We start from the raw sequence: 25,441 nt of genomic DNA on the forward strand, positions 1-25,441 counted from the left end.
GCTCGGCGTGGTAGATTCCCGGCATGAATGAGACGCTTCGCGCACTTCTGGCATCGGTAAAGTCGGGCGAAGTCCCCGTCGAGGAAGGCGTGGACCGCATCCGAAACCTCGCGTTCGAGGATCTGGGCTACGCCACCGTGGACCACCACCGTGTGTTGCGGCGCGGCTTTCCGGAGGTCGTGCTGGCCGAAGGGAAGACGACCGCGCAAGTGGTGGGGATCGTCGGGAGCCTGCTTGGGCGGGAGTCGGGCGCGCTGGTGACCCGGGCGTCGGAAGAGGTCGCGCGCGCACTGCTGGATGCGCACGCCGGTGGAGACTGGAACGACACCGCGCGGACCCTGCTGTGGGGCGGTGCGCCGAATCCGAAAGCACCCGGGCGGATTGTTGTGGTATCGGCGGGAACGGCGGACTTGCCCGTGGCGGAAGAGGCGGTGGTGACCGCTGCGGCATTCGGAAACGAAGTGGATCGCCTGCAGGATGTCGGCGTGGCGGGAATCCACCGCCTGCTGGGTCAGGGGGAGCGCCTTCGGGGCGCGGATGCCATTGTCGTGGTCGCCGGAATGGAGGGAGCGCTTGCAAGCGTGGTGGGTGGACTCTCGGATGTGCCGGTGATTGCCGTCCCCACCTCTACCGGCTACGGAGCCAGTTTCGGCGGGGTGGCGGCACTTCTGGCCATGCTGAACAGTTGCGCGGCGGGCGTCACCGTTGTGAACATCGACAACGGCTTCGGCGGCGGCTACGCGGCGTCACTCGTGTGTCGGCGGCTTGCGAAGGAGCGGGCGAAGTGACCGGGAGCGGGCCTCCGGCCGCCGGGCGCGTCGCCCACTTCGACGCGTCCACCGGGGCCGCGGGCGACATGATCCTGGCGGCACTTCTGGATGCGGGCGCCCCGCTGGACAAGATCCGCGCCGCACTGGCCACGCTTCCCGTAGACGGCGTGGAACTGGCGGTGGCCGAGGATCGCCGCGGGGGGATTCGCGGGTTGCGGGTTTCCGTGGCCACCCCACCCGACCCGCCCCGGCGGCACCTGGACGACATCATTCGCATTCTGCGTGCGGGGGATCTTCCCGGCGAAGCGGAAGAAGCGGCTGCCGAGGTGTTCCGTCGGCTTGCCACCGCGGAGGGGTGCGTTCACGGGATCTCGGCGACACAAGTGCACTTTCACGAAGTTGGCGCGGTGGACGCGATCGTAGATATCGCGGGGGTGGCGCTGGCGCTGCACTTCCTCGGCGTGCGCGAAGTCACCCATTCGCCGCTGGGCGTGGGCACGGGCGCCACCGAATGCGAACACGGCACGCTTGCGGTCCCCGTTCCCGCGGTGGCGGAACTGACACGCGGGATCCCCATCCTTCGGACAGGGATTCGCGGCGAGATCCTGACCCCCACCGGCGCGGCCATTCTGACCACGCTGGGCCGGCCCGCAGAGCCGGGGGTGTTTCTGCCGGATGCGGTGGGAACGGGCTGCGGCACCCGGGAGATCGAGGGTCACCCGAATGTCCTTCGCGTGACGCTCGGTACCCGGGGTGCGGTGGACTCGCTTCCCTCCCCCGATGCCACGCTGGAGGAGGACACGGTCGTTCTCCTCTCCACCAATCTGGACGACATGTCGCCCGAGGCACTCCCTTCCGTGCTGGAGAACCTGCTTGCGCACGGTGCTCTGGACGCGTACCTGACCCCCGTTCTCATGAAGAAGGGCCGTCCCGGGCACCTTCTCACGGTGGCCTGCCCACCGGAAAAGGCGGAGGACCTTGCGCGTCGCATTTTTCGCGAAACCTCCACCTTCGGAATCCGCCGCAGCGTCCTCCCGCGCTGGAAGCTCGTCCGGGAGTCCCGGGAGCTGTCTTCGCCATGGGGACCCATCCGCATCAAGCTGGGAAGCCTTCCGGGCGGTGAGCTTCGAGTGACGCCGGAGTATGAGTCGTGCCGTGCCATTTCCGACCAGACGGGAATGCCGCTTCTGGAGGTCTTCCGGGAGGTGGAAAACCTCATTCAGGAAACCGAATGGACCCCCCCCGCCGGAGCGAATGGGTGATCACGCTGTCGTCGCTCCGGGTCGAAGCGGGGCGGGAAGGCGTTGGAGGGGGTGCACACGCTCAGTCGGGGCGCGTCGTGCTGGACGGCGTGGACCTACATATTGCCGGTGGCGAATATGTAGGTCTTGTCGGGCCGAATGGAACGGGCAAGTCGTTGCTTCTTCAGACGATGGCGGGACTGCGCCCCCCGGCCGCCGGAGCCGTGATATGCGCCAGGGCGAATCTGTACACCTCCCCCCCGCCCGCAGTTCGAGATTCCATCGGGATCGTTTTCCAGTCGCCGGATGATCAGATCGTCGGAAGCACGGTGGAGCAGGATCTGGCCTTTGCGCTGGAGAATCGCGGGGTCCCGCCGGAGGAGATGGCGTCCCGGGTCGCGGAATATGCGCACTGGGCCGGACTGGGTGAGCGCAGGAAGGCGGCCCCGCATCTCCTGAGCGAGGGCGAGAAGCAGCGATTAGCGCTGGCGTCGGTTCTGGTGACGATGCCGGATCTCCTCCTTCTGGACGAACCGACGGCCCGGCTGGACCCCGCCGGGCGGCGAGACTTCCGGGCGGCGATTGCCCGGGCGCGAGAGGAAACGGGCGTGACGGTGGTTCATGTGACGCACCGCTCGGAAGAACTTCTGGAGGCGGACCGTATTGTGGGGATCGGCGAGGGGGTGATTCTCCGGGATGGACCCTCACGGGGGATTCTGGACGAACCGGACGCGGAGCGTTTCGGCATTCTCTGGTCGCCCCTTCATCGTCTGAGACGGCGGCTGGGTGCCACAGGGGAAGTTCCGGGGAGGCTTCTGGATTCCCGGTGGACCGAGGTGGCGGAAGTGCTGGAAGGAATGGGTGTGGCGTGACGGTATTGAAGGCCGTGGGGGTTCGGTGGGTCGCTGACCGCGCGCTCCCCGGAGCGAGGGAGGTTCTTCGCGGAGTGGATCTGGAGATGTGTGGTGGGGAGTCGGTGGGGCTGGTGGGTTGCTCGGGAGCCGGGAAGACGACGCTGGCGCTGATTCTGGCGGGGCTCCTGGAGCCGGACTCGGGAGAGGTGATGCGCCCGGGGGAGGCCTGCGGCGTGGGCCTTGTATTCCAGGATCCCGAGCGCGCGTTCTTCGGGGAGACGGTGCTGGAGGATGTGGCTTTCGGCGCGAGGAATGCCGGAGTCGCGGAACCGCGGGCGGTGGACCTTGCGCGTACTGCGCTGGTGGCGGTGGGGCTGGACCCCGATCGGTACGGAGCGCGGGCGCCGCATACCCTTTCCGGCGGCGAGGCGCGCCGGGCAGCCATCGCCGGGGTGTTGGTCTGCGATCCGCCGGTGGTTCTCTTCGACGAACCGACGGTCGGCCTGGACGCGGAAGGCGTTCGCTCCCTGCGCGAGGTCATTGCGCGGCTGACTGCGGATGACCGCGCGGTCGGCATCATCTCGCACGATCTCTCCTTCCTTGCGGACGAGTGTTCGCGCATTCTGGTTCTGGATGGCGGTTGCATTGCGTGGGAAGGGGCGCCCGCGGATCTCCCGGCCGGGCTGCCGCCCCAGTGGCGCGAGGATCCGGCCGCATGGGGTGGGGAACTCGCGGAACTGGTTGCGGGGCTTGTGGGGCGCGGCGTGTTGAAGGACGCGGTCCCGCCGAATCCCGAGTTGGTGGCCGCGGCCTGGCTGGCGCAGCGAAGAAACGAGGTCTGAGTGGTGCGAATCCTGGTGGATGCGGACGCCTGCCCGGTGAAGGACGAAATCTACCGCGTGGCGCGCAGGCTGGAGACGCCGGTCACCGTCGTCGCGAACTCGTGGATGCGCATTCCACACGACCCGGGCGTGGACCTCGTGGTGGTCGGCAATGAACTTGACGCCGCAGATGACTGGATCGCGGAGCACGCGGGGAACCGGGACATTGTCGTGACGGCGGACATTCCACTGGCGGCGCGCTGCCTGGAGAAGGGGGCGCGTGTTGTCGGACCGAAGGGGCGGCCGTTCACCACCGACTCCATCGGTGAAGCGCTCGCCAGCCGTGAACTCTTGTCCCAACTGCGTGAGATGGGGATCGCTTCGGAGGGTCCGCCGCCGTTTCAGAAGCGCGACCGCTCTTCGTTTCTGCACAAACTGGACGAGATGATCCGCGCCATTCGCCGGGAGGCGGAGAGTTCGTGACTAGCCGATCCGTCTCGGCGGCGGGTAGACCACACGCTGCAGAAGGCCTGCGCCCGGCGGGCCGAGGAGTGCGGTCAGGTAGGAGTGCGGAAACTCGCTGAAGGGGCAGTCGTCCGCGAAAGCGGCCTCCGGCAGTCCGCCGAGGTCGGCACCTCTGGCGAAGTACTCCGCGAGAAATGCGCCCAACTGCGGATGCGAACCCGACTTGCCCAGAAACAACCCCTTCGCGAAAAAGTCGCGGCTCAACACATACTCTTCATGCGATCGGTCCGCCGCGATGACGATCGATCCCCCACTTTGCACGGCACCTTGAAGCGATCGAAAGCCGGATGCCGACCCTGCGCAGTCGAACGCGGACTGGACCTCTCCGCGGCCCGTGTCTTCGACCACGGCGACCTCGCCGGGCCACCGGATCCCGGCAAGGAGTGCGCGGCGGTCGGCGCGGCGCTCCACAATGCGCACCGGGCCACGGGTATGCAGTACGGCCTCCCATGCGGTCAGCGCGCCGAGGATTCCACCACCGAGCACGAGGCACTCTTCGCCCGGTCGGGGGTCCGCCGTGTCGACGGCATGGCGCGCATCCGCGGCGAGCACGCCGAGCAGCGCGACTTCGTCCGGGACGCCCGGGGGGATGCGCAGGAAGCGATGGTACGGCAGAAGCGAAAAGTCCCGATGCCCGAGCGTGGCGATTCCCCGCTCACCGACGAGCGTTCCGTCTTGCGCCTCCATGATCACCACGACATTGAGGGAGCCCGGTTGCCTTGGGTATCGGCCTGCGCCGGAGGAGCCGTGCAGTGCGGCGCGCTCCGAACCCGGACTGATGGCGCCCAGGCGAGAGGCGACCAGTACTTCTCCGGGCGCGGGTGGCGGGAGAGCCGTCACCGTGCGATCCAGCCGACCCGGGTCGGTGAGCAACCACTCGGTTGCGCGAACCACCGTTTGCGCGGGCGCCTGCGGAGTCAATGGACGCTGTACCGGCTGCCCCCGATGAACTCGCGGAGGATGGACGAGTCGGGAACGATGGACTCGTCGTCGACATTTTCCAGCGAGTCGAGCAGCGCATGAGTTCTCTCTGCCCGGATCACGGCGTCGGTTCGGGCATCGTCGCCTCGCCACTTCTCCAGGAACGGCGGGAACTGATCGAAGAGGTACTTCTTGAGATAGAGAAGTTCATACGGCAGCGACCCGTTGACCACATAGTCCACGGAACCCTGGTGCGGGATGATGTGCTTCAGTTCACTTCGGCGAACGAAGTGCCAGTGCAGAATAGTCTCTTCCGTGGAGTAGCCCCGATGGCGGGAGTCGCGGAGCATGCGCCGGAGGAGGCGGATGTCGGTCCAGCGAACATACCGGCCGTCCTCGCCTTTGAGCTGGCTGATCGTCTCGATATAGAGGCGGAACTTGTGTTCATCCGGGACAGACGCAGTGAGTCCGCCATACAGGCCGTGAAGAGTGTCGAGCAGAATGACCGTGTCCGGCCCGGGGTTGAAACGCGTGGTTTCCGGAAGGCGAAGGCCGGTCTTGAAGTCATAGTTCGGCATGTCGATGCCGCGCCCCTGATCCAGGCTGGCAAGGTGTTCATTGATGAGCGCCAAGTCCATGGCTTCAGGCGTTTCGAAGTCATGGTCTCCGAACTCGTCCTGAGGGTGGCATTCGAGATTGAAGAAGTAGTTGTCGAGCGACATTGGAATGACATGGAGTCCCTCCGCTTCCAGCCTCTCGGACAACTTGTGCATGGTGGTTGTCTTGCCGGATGAACTCGGTCCCGCGACGATCACAAACCGCAGGTTCTCCCTGCGCGAAACCACGGCCCGCGCCGCGCCGTCGAGGATGGACTCGTAGCGCGCTTCAGATTCCTGAATCAGCGCGGGGAGCTTTCCATTACGGACGATCTCATTCAGGCCCGCGACCGTGTGGCAGCCTCGCTCCACATTCCAGTCGAGTTGCTCCCACATCGTCCGGTACGGAATGGGTTCGATCCGGGAAGACTCACTCCATCTCCGGACGCGCTCGCGGTCATGCCTGTAGAGAATGTACGCCTTGGCGGTTCGGGCGTGCCCGCTGTGGATCAGTACCCTCTCCACGACATCCTGAATCTCCTCCACGGTCGGAGGCTGATCCGCCGGATAGGCCTTCCCCAGCAGTGCGACCACCTTCGCGGACAGACTCTCCGAGAGGGCACGATCATGCCCGCCCTGCGCCGCGGCAGCCTTGTAGATGGCGAGCGTGACGCGCTCCGCATCGAAGGGAACGGAACGGCCGTCGCGTTTGAGCACTTCCTGAACCGGCACGGTTTCCTCGGGGGACGGGGAGAGGCGTGATGGAGAAGCCCGGGGAGACGGCAGTCTCCCCGGACCGGACGCTTTGGGTCCGCCGCGCGCTAGCGGTCGGCCATCGGAGTATACGCGACATCGTGCTCACCCAGGAAGTCCTGGCGCGGGCGGAAGATGCGATTGTCCTGCATCTGCTCACAGTAGTGCGCCAGATATCCCGCGACCCGGGCAACCCCGAAAATCGGCGTGAACAGGACCGTCTCGAACCCCATCTTCAGATAGACGGTGCCGGAGAAGAAATCCACATTCGGATAGATTCCCTTGGGTCCCAGCTTCTCGGCGGCCGCGGCTTCGACCTCGGATGCGATGTCGTAGAGCTTCGTGGAGCCAAGTTCCTCAAAGACGCGCGTCGCGAGTTTCTGCAGCGAGTATGCGCGGGGGTCCTTCACCTTGTAGACACGGTGTCCGAGCCCCATGATCTTCTTCTTCGTGGCGATGGCGTCCTCCAGCCATGCGCGCGCGTTCTCGGGTTCTCCGATCTCGTCCAGCATATCGAGAACGCGCTCGTTGGCTCCGCCGTGAAGCGGCCCACCCAACGAGCCGAGCCCGGCAGAGACCGCCGCGTACGGATCTGCCAGCGAGGAACTGACCACCCGGCAGGTGAAGGTGGATGCGTTCTGCGTGTGTTCCGCGTGAAGGATGAGCGCGACATCCAGCGCGTGCGCGGCAACCTCCGCCGGTTCTTCCGCGTTCAGCATGTAGAGGAAGTTGGCGGCGTGGCTCAGGTCCTCGCGCGGGGCAACGGCCCCGAGCCCCTTCATTCTGCGCGCGATGGCGGCCAGAAGCGTCGGCGCCTGGGCAATGATGCGTCGCGCGGAAATGTCGCGTTGGGCCGCATCCACCGCTCCGGTGCGTGGGTGATAGAGGCCCATCGCGGCGACCGCAGTCTGGAGCGCGCACATGGGGTGCATGTCGCGGGGGAAGGCGCGGATCATTTCGAGAAGCTGCGGAGCCACGGTTCTATAAGAGCACAGCGAGTCTTCGAACTCCGTCAGTTCCGTCCGGGTGGGGAGCTTGCCGTAGAGGAGAAGAAAGCAGGTCTCTTCAAAGGTGCTGTGCTCCGCGAGATTCTCGATGCGGATTCCGCGGTATTCCAGGATTCCGTTCTCGCCGTCCACGAACCCCACATGGGACTGGGCGGCGATGACCCCTGCGAGTCCGGGGACAAAAGTCGTCGGAGACGTGGCCTGTGACACTTTGCTGACCTCCCGTGGAGCCGGCCGAAGGCGCGACCGGGCGGAGGGGATCTCCTCGCCGACCGGGCCGTTGGCCTGCTGCGTGTGTGATCGGGCGACGCCGGGACTCCTGCCTGCCGAATCCTCCGGAGACCGCGTTGGAGCAGGGAGCGAGTCGACGCCACTTTGTCCAATCTCCCGCGCACCCCCCCCTTTCGTCAAGGGGCGGACGGCGGATTCCGCACGGTCCGGCCGGAAAGAGGGGAGGAACCTCGAAGACCGGTCATGTCTGCGTCGGGAAGTAGAGAGATGCGGAAATGCGCATATATACATACAACATCGTGCGCGATGCGGGCTACTGCGCGTGCCCGGTCGGCTTCCCGGAGTCGATCCGGAGCGAGCCATCCAGGCCATAGGTCCACCGAAACAGGATGTCCTCTCCCGGCGTCTTTCGGGCGGCCTCGATGAGCGCGGTCTGCGGGTGGCGGGGATAAGCGGACGCGAGGCGATCGGCCGCGGCCTGCTGCGCGGGTGCATCCTTCAGGCCGCGCGCGAGGTTCCACTCCATGAAGAGCGCGGCCGCAGCGGTATCCGGGTCCGGGTCCATCCGCAGCGTGGCGGCGGTCGCCTCGCGTCCGCTCTCCGGATCTCCCGACGCGAGTTGGGCCTCCGCGAAGAGGAGTTGCGCGGGCGCAAAGGCCGGGGCGACCGAGAGCATCTTCTTCGTGGCGCGGAGAACCGCATCCGGCTTGGAGGTGGACTGCTCGCGCAGCGCACAGAAGGCGCGATACACCTCTGCGGGGAGGTCCCCGTCAGCGACTTCCTGCAGGCATCGGATCTCCCGCTGTACGGTGAAGAACACCGCCTGCCTCGCCGCGCACTCCCGGTAGTCCGCCAGCGCTCCTTCGTCGTCCTCCTGGAGAAAACGCGTCCATGCGCGCTGATACCACCCGAAGGGCCACTCCGGGCGCAGGTCGATCGCCCTTGTGAGGGAGTCCCGCGATCCGGCAAGGTCTTCCCGAAGCAGGAGGTCCACCCCGCGTCTCACCAGATGCCCGATGAGGCGGTCCCTGTGGGGTTCCTGATTCTGACAGACCTCGCAAACTTCGTCGAGCAACGCAGTGGCGTCGGCGTGGGCATTCCCCAGATTCGCCAGATCCACAGACGCAAGAAGCGCGTCGGCGAGAACCCTGCCGTCTTCCCCTTTTCTGGCGGCCTCCAGGCTTGCCTCCATCGCCTGTCGAGCCTGTCCGTAGTTCTCCTGCGTCATGGCGACACCGACCGCCACCAGAAGGAGCCCGCTGCGCAGGGCAAAGACCTCCGGCGTCTCCTGGGCATTCAGGAGAACATTGAGCCCACGGAACGCCAGAGTCAGCGCGCTCTGAGGATCCTCCGCGTTGTAGTGCTCCTGAGCGTCGCCCAGTCGGACCCGGGCGATGTCCAACTCCAGCCGCACCCCCTCCTTGCGAAACCAGGCCAGGGGTTCCGGGTCGCAGAACTTCTCCGTGTAGATCACCACGAGGTTCATCATCAACCGCCGCGCTTCTTCCCGTCCCGGGGAACCCTCCTCCAGCGTGGCGATCTCGTCCTTCAGTTCGAGGATGAGGGCCTTCCCGCCTGCGCGGTTTTCGTCGAGCATACGGCTGATGGCGACTTCGTCGTCCGCATCAAATGCGGCCCCCAGGCGGGGGCGAAGGGAGGACGGGACAGCCCGTCGGTGAGGAAAGCGGTCAAGGAAGGACATGGCGATCTCCCGGGGAGCACAGTGTGCGTCACGGGGCATCCTAGCAGAGATCCGCGCGAGAGGCAGCGGGAAGGCGGTCTGAGGGTCTCGCCCGCGGCGTCGGCATACGACTTCACTCTCACCCATGGTGGATGATTTGCAAGAAAGTCCCGCCCGGGGTCTTGACGGTACCGATGAACACGGGTATGTTGACACTACAACTGTACGGTGGGTGGTTCGTGGGGGCGGTGGAACGGGTGTCGTGGCAACCAGTTATACCGGCGCCGAACCGGCCCCACTCCGGGCGGAATTCTTTTCGGGTTGCGTTTGGTACTTTGCGGGAGAAGATCGAAATGGTGGACCCCAGCTACGATCCGGACATTCGCTACACCATCTCGGAACTTGAGGAGCGGTCGGGCGTGTCTCGCCGGACCATCCACTACTACATATCCCGGGATCTCCTGCTCCCCGCGGAAGGAGCCGGGCCGAGCGCCACCTACGGCGACGGACACCTGCTGAGGCTTCGGCTCATTGCGGTCCTGAAGGGCGCGAGGCTCCGCCTCGAGGGAATCCGGGAGATCTTACAGGGGAAGGAACCGGAGGAGATGGCGGTGCTTCTGGAGGAACTGAGATTGCCGCCCCCGCGGGGAAGCAGGGAATCTCCCTCGCAGGCGCTTCTGTGGCGGCTGGCGAAACACACGGCGAATATGCCGCTTCGACGGACCCGTCGGGACAGCGACCTGAGGAGGCTCCGGGCGGATCGATCCGAGCTGGATTTGATGGCTCACGACGCTCTGTGCCTGCCGTTCGAGCCCGGCCAGGATGCGGATCCGGGGGCGGTGGTGCGGGGGCTTCATGCGGAGAACGCGGAGGCATGGAGACGGCTTCAGGTGACTCCGGATCTGGAGATTCACTATCGAACGGGCGGGGGAGGCCCGTTTCGTCGAAAGCTGAATGAACTGGTGAAGCAGGTTCGTGAGTTGTTCGCGGAGGAGGACGAGGGGGCTTTCGCCCCGGAAGAGGAGGAGGGGCCGACAGAATAGAGGCTTACCCGGCGTGGTGTCGGGGCGAAGTGACGGCGGGATTCGCAAAGCGAAGCGGGTTTCGCCGGAAAAGACGACGGGGCCCGTAAGGACCCCGCCTATGGAGAAGGTGATCGCGGCATCGGTTGGCAGACCAGGAGCCGCGTCAAAGCACCCCAGGAAACCCGGGGGGTCACCTCTCACCCCACAAGCCTAGCCATGGCCCGGGTGGGATGTCAATGGTGGCTCTCCTCCGCCCGCGCGTGAACGCGCAGGAAGTAGGGAGACACATGACGCCGAATCAGTTCGAAACCAAGGCTGCGCCCCCGATCTCATGGCCCGCTCTCGATGTCACGCCCCCTGTTGTCAGTGCCCCTCTCGCCGTGTTTCAGATTCCGGGGCGGCCGTTCGGGGCTCCGGACCGATATCTGCTGCTGAAGGAAGCGGTGGAGCGGGGCCAGGTCCGCGTTACGGAGGTTGGTGGATTGGGGTCGGTCCCGGTGGTGCGCATTGAGAACCAGGGAAAACTCCCGGTGCTGGCCATGCAGGGTGAGGGCCTCGCCGGTGCGAAGCAGAACCGGTCGGTCAATACCACGGTGCTCGCCCCCCCGGGGGTCACGGACATCCCGGTCACTTGTGTCGAGCAGGGTCGATGGGGCGGTGCCCGGCACTTTCGCGTCGAGGGCTTCGAGCCGCCGGATCTTCGCCGCGCGAAGTCCGAGGAGATCCACCGCCGCCGATTCGCCGAGGAGTGGCGGCAGGCGCCCGTGATCGAGAAGTTCGGCGCCGATCAGGGCGAGGTCTGGCGCCAGGTGAGAGAGTACTCTCTGGAGCGCGGCGTGCGGTCATCGACGGGGGATCTGGGCGCGGTGGACCGTGATCCGAATGTGCGCCGGAGCGTGGAGGAAATCCTCGACGGGATCGTGTTGAGCGACAGTACACGGGGGGTGGTGGTCGCGGTGGGGAGCCGGATTGTGGGCGCGGACCTGTTTGAGTCGCCGGAGGTCTTCGCGGCATTTCGGAGTCAGCTCCTCCGGAGCTATGCGGCCGCCGGAGTGCTGGGCTCCAACGACTCTCCGCCTCCATTGGAGCACGCACGCGGATTCCTGCTGGCACCGTGCGGGGAGGTGCCTTCGGTGATGCCGCCCATCGGTCTGGGAGAGGATGCGCGCTGGGAGGGGCCGCGTTTTGTCGCCTCGGCGCTGGTATGGGACGGAATCCTGATCCAGGGGAGCGTCTTCCCGCGAGACAGCAGACGAGCGGGAAAGCCGGTAGGCCGCAAGGAGCCCGGGGAGTACCCGTTTCCGGATATCCATCAGGCCGACGAGTTCCCGTCTCGGGATCTCTGTCCGACCGGTGCCAGGAGAGACGGTCCCGGTATGTGAATCCGGGCCGGATTGAGAACGGGATGGCCCACGAGCCGGCAACGGCTCGTGGGCAGGGAGCGCGCCGACCCCATTCCGGCGCGCGCCCCCGCGTCGGGGATCGTCAGGTCGCGCGCCCCGCGGCCCGCAACTGGTTCAGCGCGGAACCGGCCCGGAACCATGTGATCTGCTCCTCGTTCAGCGTGTGGGCCGTTTCCGCGCGGTCTTCCGAGCCGTCCGCATGGTGGAAGACAACCGTATGCGCGGACCCGGGCGCGAGCGTGGCGAGTGCGGTCACCGAAACGCGGTCGCCCTCCCGCACAAGGTCATAGTCCGCGGGGTCCACGAAGGTCAGCGGCAGCACGCCTTGTTTCTTGAGGTTCGTTTCGTGAATGCGGGCGAAGCTTTTCACGACAACGGCGGCCGCACCGAGCAGTCGCGGAGACATGGCGGCGTGTTCGCGACTGGAGCCTTCGCCGTAGTTGTCATCTCCGACGACGACCCACCGCAGACCACGATCCCGGTAGTCGCGTGCGATCTCCGCGAAAGTGGCTCCCGCCGCGCCGGTCTCCGCATTGCCGCCGTGCCCCGTCTCTCCCGTAAAGGCGTTCACCGCTCCCTGGAACATGTTGTCCGAAATGCGATCCAGGTGCCCCCGGTAGCGAAGCCACGGCCCCGCCGGGGAGATGTGATCGGTGGTGCACTTTCCCTTTGCCTTGAGGAGAAGCGGGAACCGCTCCATGTCGTCGCCGTCCCACTTCTCAAATGGCGTGAGAAGCTGAAGCCGCTCGCTCTGCGGGTCTACCTTCACCTCCGGTGCGCGGTCCGGGTTCGGGGCCGCATAGCCCGCATCCCCCGAGGCGAAGCCGTCCGCGGGAAGTTCGTCACCTTCGGGCGGCGCAAGACAGAAGCGCGTGCCTTCCGCATCCTCCAGTTCGTCGGTCAGCGGGTTGAAGGCCAGGTCGCCCGAGAGCGCCATGGCCGTCACGATCTCCGGGCTCGCGATGAACGCGCAGGTGTCCGGGCTGCCGTCGTTCCGCTTGCGGAAGTTCCGGTTGTAGGAGGTCATGATGGAGTTCGCTGTGCCTCTCGGGAGGTCCGTGCGATTCCACTGTCCGATGCATGGCCCGCAGGCGTTCGCGAGAACCATCCCGCCCATGGCCTCCAGGTCCGCCAGCTGTCCGTCGCGGGCGATGGTGCCGTACACGCGCTCCGATCCGGGCGTCACCAGGAACGCGGCGCGCGTCTTCACTCCGCGTTCGGCCGCCTGCCGCGCGATGTGGGCCGAGCGCCCCATATCCTCGTAGGACGAGTTCGTGCAGCTTCCGATGAGTGCGGCCGTGAGATTGGTCGGGTATCCCTCGCGCGCGGCCTCCGCCGCCAGTTCCGAGATCGGCCGCGCATGATCCGGCGTGTGCGGCCCCACGACATGTGGCTCGAGCGAGGAGAGGTCGATCTCCACCACTTCGTCGAAGTAGTCGGCAGCGTTCGCTTCCACCTCCGGGTCCGCGCAAAGGTGCTCGGCGTGCTCTCGCGCGAGCGCGGCGACGCTTGCGCGGTCGGTCGCTTCCAGATAGGCCGCCATCTTCTCGTCGAACGGGAAGGTGGAGGTGGTCGCGCCGATCTCCGCGCCCATGTTCGTGATGGTGGCCTTCCCGGTGCAGCTCAGTCTGGCGGCACCCGGCCCGAAGTACTCCACGATCCGGTTTGTCCCACCCTTGACCGTGAGCATGCCCGCGAGCTTCAGGATGACATCCTTCGGCGCGGTCCAGCCGGAGAGTTCTCCCACAAGGCGCACCCCGACGAGTTTCGGATTCAGCACCTCCCACGGTAGCCCGGCCATGACATCGACCGCGTCCGCACCGCCCACTCCACAGGCGATCATCCCAAGCCCCCCCGCGTTCGGCGTGTGCGAGTCCGTCCCGATCATGAGGCCGCCCGGGAATGCGTAGTTCTCCAGCACAACCTGGTGGATGATCCCCGCCCCCGGCTTCCAGAACCCCAGCCCATGTCGGTTGGCGACCGCGGCGAGGAAGTCGTAGACCTCACGATTTTCGTCGACGGCGCGCAGGGTGTCTTCGCCCGATCCGGTCTCCGCGCGAATCAGGTGATCGCAGTGAACGGTGGAGGGGACAGCGACCGTCGGCCGCCCGGTCATCATGAACTGAAGGAGCGCCATCTGAGCGGTCGCGTCCTGCAACGCAACGCGGTCCGGTCGAAGGAGGAGGAAACTGCTCCCGCGCGCAAGGTCCTGTTCGCGCGGGTTGTCGAGGTGGGAGAAGAGCGCCTTCTCCGCATAGGTGAGGGGGCGATCGAGGCGTTCGCGGACCGCATCGAGGCGGCTTCCGATCGACTCGTAGTGAGCGCGGGCAATGGCGGCGAAGTCTTCAGGGTGACTCTTGGCGCTCATGGGAACTCCTGCAGCTTGGGGGTCAGACGCGTATCTTTGAAAGGGCGCTTTTCGGGGCCAATCTACCCCCCGGGAGGGCTTCCGTGCAAGGTGCTCAAAACTGGCCCCCCGGATGCTGTCATACAAGTCTGCCCGGAAGTAACCCGCCCAGCGGAGGGAAACCATGTTGTCCCGACTTGTCGCCGCGATGACGGGCGCGATTCTATCGGCCCTTCCGTTCTCCGCCGACGCCGGGTTCGCGAAGATGCGGGTCCGGTAGCCCCCGAAGCCCCACCCGCTGTTGCCCGGCGCGACGAAAGCGGGCGGCATCAGTCCGTCTGTGCAGCCTCCAAACGCCTCTTTGCCCGGGTGAGTGCCCGCTGGACTTCCGCGGGCGAAGTGGACCCAAGCGTTCGTTTCGCCTCGATGCTTCCGCGGGCAGTGAGAAGCGCGCGGTCGAGGCCGGCGAGTCCCGCGTCCAGGAGTTCGGTGTCGGTGGCGCCGTCGAGCGCGCGTCCGTCTTCCTCCAGCGCACGAACGAGTTGCCCGATGCGCTCGTGGGCTTCGCGGAAGGGGACACCGCGTCGCACGAGTTCCTCCGCAAGGTCGGTCGCGCACGCCATGTCGAGTGCGGTGGCGGGCGGTTCCGTGAAGCGTGCGTCGGCCATCGCCGCAGCGAGCATCTTTGCGCAGGTGCGCGTGGTGTCCGCCGCGTCAAAGAGCGGTTCCTTGTCCTCCTGGAGGTCGCGGTTGTAGGCCAGCGGCAATCCCTTCACCAGCGAGTGCAGCGTGACCAGCGCGCCGTGGACCCGCGCGGTCTTTCCACGCACGAGTTCCGCGATGTCGGGGTTTCGCTTCTGCGGCATCATGGAGGATCCGGTGCACCATTCATCGGGAAGTGAGATCAACGAAAACTCACGAGACGACCACAGGACGATCTCCTCCGCGATTCTCGAAAGGTGTCCCGCGGCAATGGCGCACCCAGAGACGAACTCAAGCGCCCAGTCGCGGCTGGAGATGGCGTCGAGGCTGTTCTCCGCGACGCGCGCGAACCCCAGGGTTTGCGCGGTGCGCTCCCGATCGATCGGGATCGTCGATCCCGCGCAGGCGGCGGCACCCAGCGGACAGCGGTCGGCGCGTCGGGCGGCGTCTTCGAAGCGGGCGACATCACGGTCCAGCGCCTCGAAGTGCGCAAGAAGGTGGTGCGCAAGAAGCACGGGTTGCGCACGCTGAAGATGTGTGTACGCGGGGATGACAAGGTGCTGATTCGTCTCGGCCAGCGCAACCAGTGTTGACTGGAGTTCGCGGAGTGCCGCGCGCACATCCCGAGAAGCCCCCCGGAGCCACAGGAGCGTGTCGGTGACAACCTGGTCGTTTCGACTGCGCCCCGCGTGAAGGCGGCGTCCGGGTTCGCCGCAGAGTTCGACGAGGCGCGCCTCGACGGCGGAGTGGATGTCCTCGTGCACGGCGCTCTCCGACGGCGGAGGGAACACACCGTCGCGAATCTCCCGCGCGATGGTTTCCATCGCGGACTCCAGCGCGTTGAAGTCCTCTTCCGACAGTACTTCCGCGCTGCGAAGGGCCGTTGCATGCGCGAGACTTCCGCAGATGTCCTCGGCCGCAAGGCGGCAATCGACTCGAAGCGATTCGGAGAACTCAAGAAACTCCGGAGCCATCTCCTTCGTAAAGCGTCCGCCCCAGAGTTTCGTCATGGCGTTGACTCCCTTGCCGAGGGAAGAGAGTGCGGGTCCGCGCCGTGCCGAACCTGCGCCGCCGTGCGCGCGCCCAGTCCGAAGAGGTCGATGAACCCCGGTGCGGACGCATGGCCGAAGGCGTCGCCTTCCCCGTAGGTGGCGAGCGAGTGGTCATAGAGCGCGTGCGGGGAGGAGCGCCCGGTGGGCGTGGCGGACCCCCGATAGAGCGACATGCGGACTTCTCCCGTGACGGTGTGGCAGGCGGAGTCCGCAAACGACTGGATCGATTCGCGAAGCGGCGTGTACCACAGTCCGTCGTAGACGAGTCGTGCGAACTCCGCCGCAAGCAACCCCTTCACCCGCCGGGTTTCGCGATCGAGCGTAAGCTGCTCCAGCGCGGTGCGCGCGGTATGAAGCGTGACGGCGGCGGGAGCTTCATAGACCTCGCGCGATTTGATACCGACGAGTCGATCTTCGATCATGTCCAACCGCCCGACGCCATGGTCGCCGGCCTGCGTGTTGAGCCGGTCGATGAGAGTGACCCCGTCCAGGATGTCCCCGTCGAGAGAGACGGGTGTTCCCGATTCAAAGCCGATGGTGACTTCTTCCGGTGCGTCCGGGGCTTCGCGAGGGTCGGTCGTCAGAATCCAGCAATCGGACGGCGGCGCGGCCCACGGATCCTCCAGCGCACCCGCTTCGATGGCGGAACCCCACAGGTTCTCGTCGATGGAGTACGGCGAGTCCTTGGTCGCGCCGACTGGAATGCCGCGTTCGGTCGCCCATGCGATCTCCTGCTCACGCGTGGTCAGTTCCCACTCGCGGAGTGGCGCGATGCACTGCAACTCGGGCGCCAGCGACTGCACGCCGATCTCCAGTCGCACCTGATCGTTTCCCTTGCCCGTGCAACCGTGGACGACCGCGTCCGCACCGACTTCGCGTGCGATCTCCACCAACCGCTTCGCGATGAGCGGGCGCCCGAGTGCGGTGGCGAGCGGATAGACTTCCTGATAGAGCGCACCGACGCGCAGACTCGGCCAGAGGAAGTCACCCACGAACTCTCCGCGCAGGTCTTCGACGCGGACGGAGACGGCTCCTGAAGCTGCGGCTTTCTCTCGGAGGCCGACGAGTTCCGCACGCTGGCCGAGATCCGCCGTGACGGTGACGACATCCGCTCCGTGCTTCTCCCGAAGCCAGGCGAGGATGCAGGAAGTATCGAGTCCTCCCGAATACGCAAGCACGAAGGTGGGCATGGTCCCTCCGGTGTCGGTGGATGGAACAGGAACCGGTGATGTGGAAGCGGGATGATCGGGCCACATGGTATGCCGAAAGACGACAGGCCATGCAGGTTTTCTCACCACATCGCAGGTTTACGCTCGGCCGGTCCCGTGGTATCCGGGAAGTGCTTGGCCCCGCTCCGGGGCCGGGACCGTCCTTCATCCTCGGGGAGGTTGTCTCCATGTCGAAGAAGGCTCTGCTTGCCGTTCTCGTTCTTCTTGTTGTCTGGTCCGCGCTCGACCTCGTGATTCACAATGTGCTTCTTGCCGAGCAGTATGCCGCCCAACCGGAACTGTGGCGCCCCCAGGCCGAGATGAAGATGGGCCTCATGTATCTTGTCACGCTGATCACGGCACTGGCGTTTGTGGCCGTCTACGCGAAGTTCTTCAAGGAAAAGGGACCCGGTCCGGGATTGCGCTATGGCCTCTGGTTCGGTCTGGGTACCGGCGCGTCCATGGCGTACGGGTCGTATTCGGTCATGCCGATTCCGTACACGATGGCGCTCACATGGTTCGTGGGAACGATGGTCCAGACGGGCATCGCCGGGTGGATCGTCGGAAGCATGGTGCGGGAATGAGTCAGAACCGGATGCGGTGGGGCGCGTTCCTCACCGCATCCGTGGCGGTCCCGATCAACGGAACAGCGACTTGACCCTTCCCCAACTGGTCGACTCGGTCCCTACGGGGCCGCCGACCAGCACGGAGATCTCCGTGTGCGCCACGACGGCGCCGCCGTGGAACGCCTTCAGGTAAATCTGGTAGACGCCATCATCGGCCGGATCGAATCCGTCGAATGGGGCTTCGTTGAAGAACTCGTAGTTCCATGAGTTCTGAGCCACCGGATACGCAGCCAGATAAGACGCGTAGGTGACGGCATCTCCCGCGACCAGGTCGTTTGTCTCGTCCGTTGTGTTGTCGCCGATGGAGTGGTCGAAGTACGGCATCCCCAGCGTCGGCGTGATGGGGTCGAACGACAGATAGAGTGAAGCTGCCAGATCTGCGTCCAGGTCGAGCCCCAGTTCGTAGGTGAAGTCGTCGAGCGTCATGATGCCGAGACTCGTCTGGTTGACATTCACAGCGAACTCGAAGTTCCAGACAGGCGTCGTGGGTGAGTTCGGCTGCCAGGAAAACCCTCCCGGCGCGGCCCCGGCGGGGAAGCTGTAAGTGCCGTTGCCGTTGCTGTTGTAGACATTCTGCGGATCGTTGTTGGCATCGAAGCGAAGCTTGGCGCGCAGACCAAGCTCGATGCTGTAGTCAACATACGACTGAACATCCACGGTGAAGGCGCCATTCGTGTTGCCCGCCCCGAAGATCACATCGGGAGTCACATCCTGATCGTAGTCCAGGGCAAGCGCCGGGAATGCCAGCAACAGTCCGGCAGTCAGAGCAGGGTCGCGTGCTTCATCATGTGGGCCATCCCTTCGGAGGCACTTCAGAAGGTCGCCGATGGCGGATCCACGAGCAACCGCCTCAGGATAGCAATGAATTGCAAGCGGGTTCAAATATCACAGGCCTGAGGGCGGCGCGGGGCCGGAAACGCGCGGTGATGGTTCCCGGGGCGCGGACCGAAGCGGCGGGGGGGGAGTGTGCCCCCCCCGTCCTGCAGCGGGTCCGTCAGCGCGTCTAACGCGTGACGGTCATCTTCCGGGTGAGGACCTTCTCCCCGGCGGTCAGTCGATAGAAGTAGACACCCGCGGCGACCTTCGTTCCGGCCGCGTCGCGCCCGTCCCATTCCACACGGTACGCGCCGGCATCGCGGTTTCCGATCGCCAGACGCTTCACGGTCTGCCCGGACACATTGTAGACCGTCAGGTCCACGCCCATCGCGCCAGGAACCGAGAAGTCGATCCGTGTGGTCCCGTTCAGAGGGTTCGGCCGATTCTGCGACAGCGAGAATGCCGGGGCTGCCGCGCTGACGACTTCGTCTGCGTCGGTCGCGCCGTAGTCCGCCAGGATGCGAAGTTCGTCAACAGCCGCCTCCACGAGCGACCCGGAACCGAGATCGCTTCCGACGAAGCGAACCTGAACCTGGTCCGGCGTCCCGAACAAGGCGTCGATGTCGATCGAATACGAGGTCCACGAGGCGTTGGTCACATTGGTGTTCACGATATTCGTCCACGAGGATCCGCCGTCGTTGGAGACATCGACCACCCAGTAGTCAGTACTCGGCGTGGCGCCGGTGTTGTTCGAGTACCACGCGTCATACTTCACCTTCACATTCGAGGCGCCGGCAAGATCGTAGATGGGGGTCAGGAGTGTCGTCTCGCCGTTGTCGATGTCGTTGCAGCCCAGCGAACAACCGGACCAGCAGTTCGACCCGGAGCACTGCCCGGTAATGAACGCCATCGTCCCCGGAGCGGGAGTGGAGTCATCTTCCGGCTGTGCCTGAGTGCCGATCGGGTCGGCCAGTTCCCACTGACCGGTGGTCGCGCCGTCGGACGCAAGGCCGACCGTCCATCCGCCCGACCCGCTCTCCAGGTCATCGTACAGATGAACCACATCGAACGCGTGCATGGTGGACGGGGCCGTCGAGGGATCCGTCCGCTCGTTCCCCGCCATGTCGGCGGCGTAGATGAAGTACTCAACCTCCGCGGTACCGCCCATCGTCGGGAGCGGCGCGGAGTACTCGTCCGGGTTTCCCGTGGCGGTCATGGGTACTTCCACCAGCGGCGCGCCGTTCAGGCTGTAGGACACGCGAAGCGACAACGGATCCACAGTGGACGAGGAAGAGGTGATCACGGCGGTCACATCCGGAGACACAGGGGCACCACCGGCCTCCATGGTCGGCAGCGCGCTGTGGAGAATGATCACACCCGTCAGGATTTCCGGGCAGGTGAAACCGTGGTTTGTGGCACCGAGACAGAAGTGCGAATGGTTCGGCGTCCCGTTGTTGAGGTCGCCGTCATCGTCATCGGCGATGAAGGTCCACAGAACCTGATCGTCCTGGGCGTGGGGTGTGCCCATTCCCCGGCCGTAGTGCCACGCGTCCCAGGCGGCCGTGTCGGCATCGGCCTGCGAATACATCGCGAGCATGGACTGCCAGCTGTCCCAGAAGAACCCGGCGATGATCTGCCCGCCGTAATGCCCGCCGTTGTTGTCGCCGGGCCACTGCAGCGTGTTGTCCGAGTTGCGGATTCCGCTGGTGCAGTTGCCCAGATAGAACCCCAACCCGACGATCGACTCACGGTTTACAAAAGCGCCGAGAATGTCCGAGTTCCCCTCGTGCATGTCACCGCTGGACAGGGAGGACCCGTTGTCGATGTACCACTCCTGCGACACGCCGTGTCCGTACTCATGGTAGACGACATTTCCCATCTGCCCCGTGTTTCCGTATCCGGAGCCCTCGTCGCAGTAGTTCATTCCCGAACCGTCCCACCACGCGTTGCCGGGGCAGTATCCGTCGCTCCGCCCGACGATGGTGGTCATGGAATAGTCCAGTGATGTGAAGGACGGATCGACGCCCTTCATGAAATCGTGGACCCGGTTGCCGTGGAAGAAGGAGTCCATCTCGTCGCGGCGTGCGTTGCTGGAGTTGAACCCGATCTGGAGCGGCGTTCCGGGCGTGGCCGTGCCGGTCCAGTGGGCATCGGCGCCCAGGCCACTGTATCGGTTCACATTGATGTAAGGCCCGTTGAGATAGGCATCCACCGTCACATCGGCGGAGCCGGCGTGGGAGATGTCGAAGTTGCCGTTCTCGTCGGTGTTGCCGGTGCCGCCCCCGGAAACGCTGACGGCAACATGGGCGAGCTGGTCGGTTGTGACGCCGTCGCAGTAGCCGTAGTCCTCCACTTCGCTGGCAACGGTCCCGACGACATTCACCGCATGGTACTCATTGGTGCGGCCGAGCACCGCGCCACTGCGCGCGTCGACCCATGTCAGCCAGCGACCGAACGGCGCCTCGGCTTCGAACGCGACGCGATACGCCAGCGTAAGTTCCAGAAGCTCGCCCGACGGAGCCGGGACATACGAGAGTGACGCGTCAATCGGCCGGTCCGTGCGCGGTACCGCACCGATGGACTGCGCGGCAGCGGCGATGGCGTCTGACTCATTCATGGTGGGGTGCATCGGGATGGCGTGGCGTTCCGGGAAAAAGTCGGACCCGAACGCGGCGACCTTGCCTTCGTCTGTAATCACAACCCACGCGTCGCCCCGGTAGACAGGAACGCCGTGGTGGATCTGACGGAAGTGGACCGCGTACCGGCCCTTGAACTCCAGGACATTGCGGAATTCCATGTTGCCCGGGTTCGTCCCGAGCAGTTCTTCCTGCGAAACGAGGAAGTCCCGTGCGAGCGCCGTAGCCTGGTCTGCATCGGCGATGTCATCCGTGAGGAAGAGATCCCCGCCGTAGGCGGCATGAAGGTGGCCCGTGCGCGGCCCTTCCTGAACGAACCAGTCCCCGGGAAGCGCGGAACCCCGCGCGAAGCCGGATTGCTCGAACTTGACTGTGGTGCGGACAGGTTCGGAGGAGTCATAGACCAGCGGGAACTCAAAGTCGTGGAGGGCGGGATCATCGACCAGCGCTCCCGAAACGGAAGCGGACAGGGCGATCACCACCACCCCGAGGATCACAGACCGGGCGCAAGCGTGCATGGAGAATCTCCAGGAAGTTGGACAGCGGGGGGAGGAAGCATGAGGCATGAACAGGCGACCATTCTACAGGAAAACGGGCGGAGAAGGAACCCCGGTTCCGCAGTGTGTCCCGTTCCGGAACTCGGGAGGGTTGGCGGTTTTCTCGGTTTTCAGGGAACATACTCGCGATCGCGTCGTATTCTCCCGGTCGGACTGTCCGCTTCGCATTCCGGAGGCTTTCATGCAGGTTGTTCGCCGGGACACTCCTCCGTTGTTTGCCGTGCCGCCTTGCCGTGTCTCGCCGCGCGTGTTTCTCCAGACGCTGGGATGGTCCTGCCTCACGGTTCTCCTGCTGAGCGGGGCCGCTGCCCCGGAACCCGCCGTGCCGCCGCATGCCATCCGGGCGGCCGCCGGTCCCATCACGATCGACGGCGATCTTTCCGACCCCGGGTGGAACGGCGCCCTCACACTGCCGCTCGACTGGGAAGTCATGCCGGGAGAGAACATCCCCGCGCCGGTCCGGACCGAACTTCGCGTCACGCACGACCGCGACCGACTCTACGCCGCCTTTGTCGCGCTCGATCCCGATCCGTCGGCCATCCGCGCGCACCTTGCGGATCGGGACACTCCCGGCGCCGACGACTATGTGGGCATCATGCTGGATCCCTTCAACGGCGGGCGGCGCGGGTACACCTTCGTTGTGACGGCGGCGGGTGTACAGATGGACATCGCAAGAAACGAAGTGGGCGAACGGATGGAGGACCTGACCTGGGACGCCATCTGGGAGTGCGAGGCGCGGATCACCGAAGACGGCTATCGCGTGGAAATGGCAATCCCCTTCCGCGAAATCCGGTTTCCGAAGGGACAAGACAGAGAAGCGATGACCTGGGGCGTGGCCGGATTGCGCTCATGGCCGCGCGACATTCGCCACCAGATGGCGACCGTGCCCTTCGACCGGGACAACGGGTGCGTCCTTTGCCAGATCCACCAGGTGACGGGCTTTGCGGGGATTTCGCACGGGCGGAATCTCGAACTGACACCCACATGGACCGCCAACCGGTCCGACGAACGCACGGGAGTCGCGTGGGAAGACGGTCCGTCACGCGGCGAAGCAGGACTTTCGGTTCGGTGGGGGATCACCCCGGGGGTGAGCGCGAACGCCGCGATCAATCCGGATTTCTCGCAGGTGGAAGCGGACGAACTGGCTTTCGACATCAACCGCCGCTTTGCGGTTTTCTACGGGGAGAAGCGCCCCTTCTTCATGGAGGGCGCGGACCTTTTCGAGACGCCGGAGCGAGCGGTCCACACGCGCATGGTGGCGGATCCGGCGTGGGGCGTGAAGCTCAGCGGCAAGTCAGGCGCCACGGCATTTGGCGGATTCGTTGCCCGGGACGAACTGACGGGCGTGCTGTTTCCGTCGAACCAGGGGAGCGGGTTCGCGATGCTGGAGGGAGGTGTGACCGACGGCGCCCTGAGGATCCGGCGCGATGTGGGCACGCGATCGACGGCGGGAGTGCTGCTGACCGCCCGCGATGCGGGAGCGTATCGCTCTCTGCTGGCAGGGGCGGACGGGCTCTTTCGGCTTGAGGAGTCCACCTCTCTGCGCTGGCAGTTCCTGGGGTCGGAGACGCGCTACCCGGCGGAGATGGCCGAAGAGCAGGGCCAGCCGGTCGGTGCGTTCCGGGGATCGGCCGTCACCGCCAAGCTCCTGCACGACAGCCGGAACTGGTCCGCGTGGAGCGAGATTGTCCGAAGGGACGCGCGGTTTCGCGCCGACCTCGGTTTCGTTCCGCAGGTGGACATGCTGGAGTATGAGACGGGAGTGTGGCGGAAGTGGATCGCCGAACCCGGGCGATGGTGGACGGAGTTCGGCGTGGGTGTGGAGGTGGATCGCGTGACGGACATCTCCGGTCGCCTTACGGATCGGGGGGTGGGCCTGGAAGTGAACCTGCAGGCCACGAAGAACACATGGCTGTGGGCGGGCGTGAGCGATGACCGGGAGTGGTATGACGGAAGAGCCTACGACATGAACTTCCTGCGAACGCATGGTGGGTTTCGGCCGACTGGTGATCTCTTCATCGGCGGAGGCCTTCGAGGGGGAGGCGCGATCGATTATGAACACGGCCGCCCCGCCACGCGCTTCGGCGGCGGTCCGCGCGTGGAGTGGGACATCACCGACCGCGTCCACCTTCTGGCGGACCTGACGCACGAGGAACTGGACGCTGACGGAGAAAAGCTCTACACGGCGAACTTCCTGGAGACGCGACTTGTCGGAAACTTCAGCCGACGGGCGTTTGTCCGCGGGATTGTGCACTTTCGCCATGTCACGCGAAACCCGGCCAACCACGAAGATCCGGATACCGAGGAACGCGAACTGGAGGTCTTCACGCAACTCCTCTTCTCGTACAAGGTGAATCCGAGAACGGTGCTGTTTCTCGGGTACGACGACAACGCGCATGGGGATCTCCGCACGGACCTCGCGCGGACGGACCGGACTTTCTTCGTGAAGCTCGGGTACGCCTGGACGCCCTAGCAGGGAGCATTGGGTGGGGCCGCGCCTTGCTGAGTGCGGCGACATTCTTACTTACAGGCAACTCCCTCCCGGTCACCCCGGAACCTCCGGCTTCGCCGCCAGCCCTGTCGGCCGCGACACAACCAAACGCCAACACCGCTTCTTTATCATTGCAACAAAGTCATATGAGGAGATATAGTTGCCGATATCATATTGGGGGCTAGGCGGGATCCGAAACCGAGGCCCGAGATGAATGCAAGTCGGATGTTGACCCGTCGCCCCACGAAAGAAAGTGCCCCCTTCGCTGCAAGTCCCGGCGTGGGGGTTTGTTTTATTAGGTGGTCGAACGAGGACAGTGCGATTCCCGCGACGCGTGAAGGCGGTTCTCCTCCCGCCTCCGGGTCTCGTGGTGTAGAGAGGTTGCCATGGCAAGCTCGGTGAGTTCTGCTGCGAAGGTTCTCTCTTCGGGGGATGCTCATCTCGCTGCGGGAGAGTACTCGCAGGCGAGTGAGAGGTTTCGGTTGGAGCTTGAGGGCACAGGCCGCGAAGATCGAGAGCAGCGTGCCCGGATCTCCTGGAAGCTGGCGAAGTCTCTCCTCGAGACATCCGACCTTGAGAACGCCTGCACGGTCCTGGACTCTACACTGGAGGAGATCGACGGCGTGTCCGTCCTGACATCCGCGCGAGTGCGTGCACTCTCGGGTTGGGTGCGGTTCTTTCTGGGAGAATACGAGGAGTGTCTGCGGTGGTGTGAGTCCGCACGTGTGGCGCTGGCTCCCACCGCTGAGCACGCGGAGCTTGCTCGCGTCCTCAGGTGGATGTCGTTTGCCGAGCGCCGCATGGGACACCTCGAACAAGCGGATGAACTGCTTCGGGAATCGCTCATCACAGCCCGGCGCAGCGGTTCCATTCTGGAAGAAGCTTCGACACTGTCCGCGTTGGGGGGGGCCGAGAAGATATCGGGACACTTGGAATCCGCGGCGGAGCGCATAGAACGGTCAATCACGCTCCTCAAAGAGAGCGGATCCGAGTTGCAAGCATGCAGAGACCTGCTCAGCCTGAGTGTCGTCCAACTGTACCTCGGATGGCTGGGTCGGGCTCGTCAGAATGTCGAGAGAACGCTTAGAAAGAACAGGGCTCTCAACGGAGAGTCCTATGTTGCCGGTTCACTGGTTGTCCTGTCGCGCATCTGCGCGCGCACGGGAGCCCTGGATGAG

General features: G+C 65.3%; 19 protein-coding genes. 10 read left to right on the forward strand and 9 right to left on the reverse strand.

Annotation, left to right across the window (positions count from 1 at the left end; all coding sequences use genetic code 11):
* Positions 1–23 precede the first annotated feature (23 nt).
* From larB to QF819_07205, 5 genes are read left to right on the forward strand one after another with little or no spacing between them, the layout of a single operon-like run.
* Positions 24–788 carry a nickel pincer cofactor biosynthesis protein LarB gene (gene larB / locus QF819_07185; protein MDP6802943.1) on the forward strand — a complete coding sequence of 255 codons (765 nt, stop codon included), beginning with the start codon at positions 24–26 and terminating at the stop codon, positions 786–788.
* Positions 785–2,032, forward strand: coding sequence for a nickel pincer cofactor biosynthesis protein LarC (gene larC / locus QF819_07190; GenBank protein MDP6802944.1), 1,248 nt, complete (start codon positions 785–787; stop codon positions 2,030–2,032). Before larB ends, larC begins: the two co-directional genes overlap by 4 nt.
* Entirely contained in the window at positions 2,002–2,883 is an 882-nt protein-coding gene (locus tag QF819_07195; GenBank protein MDP6802945.1) for an ABC transporter ATP-binding protein, read from the forward strand. The genes larC and QF819_07195 overlap by 31 nt, the downstream gene beginning before the upstream one ends.
* Positions 2,880–3,707 (forward strand): ABC transporter ATP-binding protein, encoded by an 828-nt coding sequence (locus QF819_07200; GenBank protein ID MDP6802946.1) that lies wholly within the window; start codon positions 2,880–2,882, stop codon positions 3,705–3,707. The genes QF819_07195 and QF819_07200 overlap by 4 nt, the downstream gene beginning before the upstream one ends.
* Positions 3,708–4,169, forward strand: coding sequence for a YaiI/YqxD family protein (locus QF819_07205; GenBank protein MDP6802947.1), 462 nt, complete (start codon positions 3,708–3,710; stop codon positions 4,167–4,169).
* Here QF819_07205 and QF819_07210 read toward each other — a convergent pair whose 3' ends face one another.
* The 4 genes from QF819_07210 to QF819_07225 all read right to left on the reverse strand — a co-directional run bounded on the left by QF819_07210 (position 4,170) and on the right by QF819_07225 (position 9,421).
* Positions 4,170–5,105 carry a hypothetical protein gene (locus QF819_07210; protein ID MDP6802948.1) on the reverse strand — a complete coding sequence of 312 codons (936 nt, stop codon included), beginning with the start codon at positions 5,103–5,105 and terminating at the stop codon, positions 4,170–4,172.
* A 23-nt stretch (positions 5,106–5,128) separates the two neighbouring features.
* Positions 5,129–6,460 carry an ATP cone domain-containing protein gene (locus QF819_07215; GenBank protein ID MDP6802949.1) on the reverse strand — a complete coding sequence of 444 codons (1,332 nt, stop codon included), beginning with the start codon at positions 6,458–6,460 and terminating at the stop codon, positions 5,129–5,131.
* 89 nt (positions 6,461–6,549) lie between these two features.
* A complete protein-coding gene (locus tag QF819_07220; protein ID MDP6802950.1) occupies positions 6,550–7,698 on the reverse strand; it encodes a citrate synthase in 1,149 nt (382 codons plus the stop codon).
* Between the two features lie 334 nt (positions 7,699–8,032).
* A complete protein-coding gene (locus tag QF819_07225; protein ID MDP6802951.1) occupies positions 8,033–9,421 on the reverse strand; it encodes a tetratricopeptide repeat protein in 1,389 nt (462 codons plus the stop codon).
* Positions 9,422–9,753: 332 nt separating this feature from the next.
* Here QF819_07225 and QF819_07230 point away from each other — a divergent pair, with 332 nt between their 5' ends.
* Complete coding sequence (locus tag QF819_07230) at positions 9,754–10,443, forward strand: MerR family transcriptional regulator (GenBank protein ID MDP6802952.1); 690 nt, start codon at positions 9,754–9,756, stop codon at positions 10,441–10,443.
* Positions 10,444–10,712: 269 nt separating this feature from the next.
* Entirely contained in the window at positions 10,713–11,807 is a 1,095-nt protein-coding gene (locus QF819_07235) for a hypothetical protein (protein ID MDP6802953.1), read from the forward strand.
* Between the two features lie 103 nt (positions 11,808–11,910).
* On the opposite strand, the gene QF819_07240 is transcribed toward QF819_07235, so the two are convergent.
* The 3 genes from QF819_07240 to QF819_07250 form a co-directional block, all read right to left on the reverse strand.
* Entirely contained in the window at positions 11,911–14,196 is a 2,286-nt protein-coding gene (locus QF819_07240; protein ID MDP6802954.1) for an aconitate hydratase, read from the reverse strand.
* Between the two features lie 308 nt (positions 14,197–14,504).
* Positions 14,505–15,887, reverse strand: a complete 1,383-nt coding sequence (argH, locus tag QF819_07245; GenBank protein MDP6802955.1) for an argininosuccinate lyase — start codon at positions 15,885–15,887, stop codon at positions 14,505–14,507.
* On the reverse strand, positions 15,884–17,119 hold the full coding sequence (locus tag QF819_07250; GenBank protein MDP6802956.1) for an argininosuccinate synthase: 1,236 nt from the start codon (positions 17,117–17,119) through the stop codon (positions 15,884–15,886). The genes argH and QF819_07250 overlap by 4 nt, the downstream gene beginning before the upstream one ends.
* Before the next feature lie 206 nt (positions 17,120–17,325).
* Here QF819_07250 and QF819_07255 point away from each other — a divergent pair, with 206 nt between their 5' ends.
* Positions 17,326–17,721 carry a hypothetical protein gene (locus QF819_07255; GenBank protein ID MDP6802957.1) on the forward strand — a complete coding sequence of 132 codons (396 nt, stop codon included), beginning with the start codon at positions 17,326–17,328 and terminating at the stop codon, positions 17,719–17,721.
* 54 nt (positions 17,722–17,775) lie between these two features.
* Here QF819_07255 and QF819_07260 read toward each other — a convergent pair whose 3' ends face one another.
* Both QF819_07260 and QF819_07265 read right to left on the reverse strand, forming a co-directional pair.
* Positions 17,776–18,513 (reverse strand): hypothetical protein, encoded by a 738-nt coding sequence (locus tag QF819_07260; GenBank protein ID MDP6802958.1) that lies wholly within the window; start codon positions 18,511–18,513, stop codon positions 17,776–17,778.
* Positions 18,514–18,766: 253 nt separating this feature from the next.
* Positions 18,767–21,733 (reverse strand): FlgD immunoglobulin-like domain containing protein, encoded by a 2,967-nt coding sequence (locus QF819_07265; GenBank protein MDP6802959.1) that lies wholly within the window; start codon positions 21,731–21,733, stop codon positions 18,767–18,769.
* Positions 21,734–21,953: 220 nt separating this feature from the next.
* Here QF819_07265 and QF819_07270 point away from each other — a divergent pair, with 220 nt between their 5' ends.
* Together QF819_07270 and QF819_07275 are read left to right on the forward strand one after the other, a co-directional pair.
* Entirely contained in the window at positions 21,954–24,245 is a 2,292-nt protein-coding gene (locus QF819_07270) for a DUF5916 domain-containing protein (protein MDP6802960.1), read from the forward strand.
* Positions 24,246–24,649: 404 nt separating this feature from the next.
* The coding region (locus QF819_07275; GenBank protein ID MDP6802961.1) for a hypothetical protein at positions 24,650–25,441 on the forward strand (792 nt) is incomplete at its 3' end.

The sequence above is a fragment of the Gemmatimonadota bacterium genome, from assembly GCA_030747075.1.
In the GTDB taxonomy this organism is placed as follows: Bacteria; ARS69; ARS69; order ARS69; family ARS69; genus ARS69.

Bases quoted from the DNA above. Each gene is read 5' to 3' on its own strand.
- larB (MDP6802943.1), top strand. From the start codon at position 24: ATGAATGAGACGCTTCGCGCACTTCTGGCATCGGTAAAGTCGGGCGAA.
- QF819_07195 (MDP6802945.1), top strand. From the start codon at position 2,002: ATGGACCCCCCCCGCCGGAGCGAATGGGTGATCACGCTGTCGTCGCTC.
- QF819_07225 (MDP6802951.1), bottom strand. From the start codon at position 9,421: ATGTCCTTCCTTGACCGCTTTCCTCACCGACGGGCTGTCCCGTCCTCC.
- QF819_07230 (MDP6802952.1), top strand. From the start codon at position 9,754: ATGGTGGACCCCAGCTACGATCCGGACATTCGCTACACCATCTCGGAA.
- QF819_07235 (MDP6802953.1), top strand. From the start codon at position 10,713: ATGACGCCGAATCAGTTCGAAACCAAGGCTGCGCCCCCGATCTCATGG.
- QF819_07240 (MDP6802954.1), bottom strand. From the start codon at position 14,196: ATGAGCGCCAAGAGTCACCCTGAAGACTTCGCCGCCATTGCCCGCGCT.
- argH (MDP6802955.1), bottom strand. From the start codon at position 15,887: ATGACGAAACTCTGGGGCGGACGCTTTACGAAGGAGATGGCTCCGGAG.
- QF819_07250 (MDP6802956.1), bottom strand. From the start codon at position 17,119: ATGCCCACCTTCGTGCTTGCGTATTCGGGAGGACTCGATACTTCCTGC.
- QF819_07255 (MDP6802957.1), top strand. From the start codon at position 17,326: ATGTCGAAGAAGGCTCTGCTTGCCGTTCTCGTTCTTCTTGTTGTCTGG.
- QF819_07265 (MDP6802959.1), bottom strand. From the start codon at position 21,733: ATGCACGCTTGCGCCCGGTCTGTGATCCTCGGGGTGGTGGTGATCGCC.
- QF819_07270 (MDP6802960.1), top strand. From the start codon at position 21,954: ATGCAGGTTGTTCGCCGGGACACTCCTCCGTTGTTTGCCGTGCCGCCT.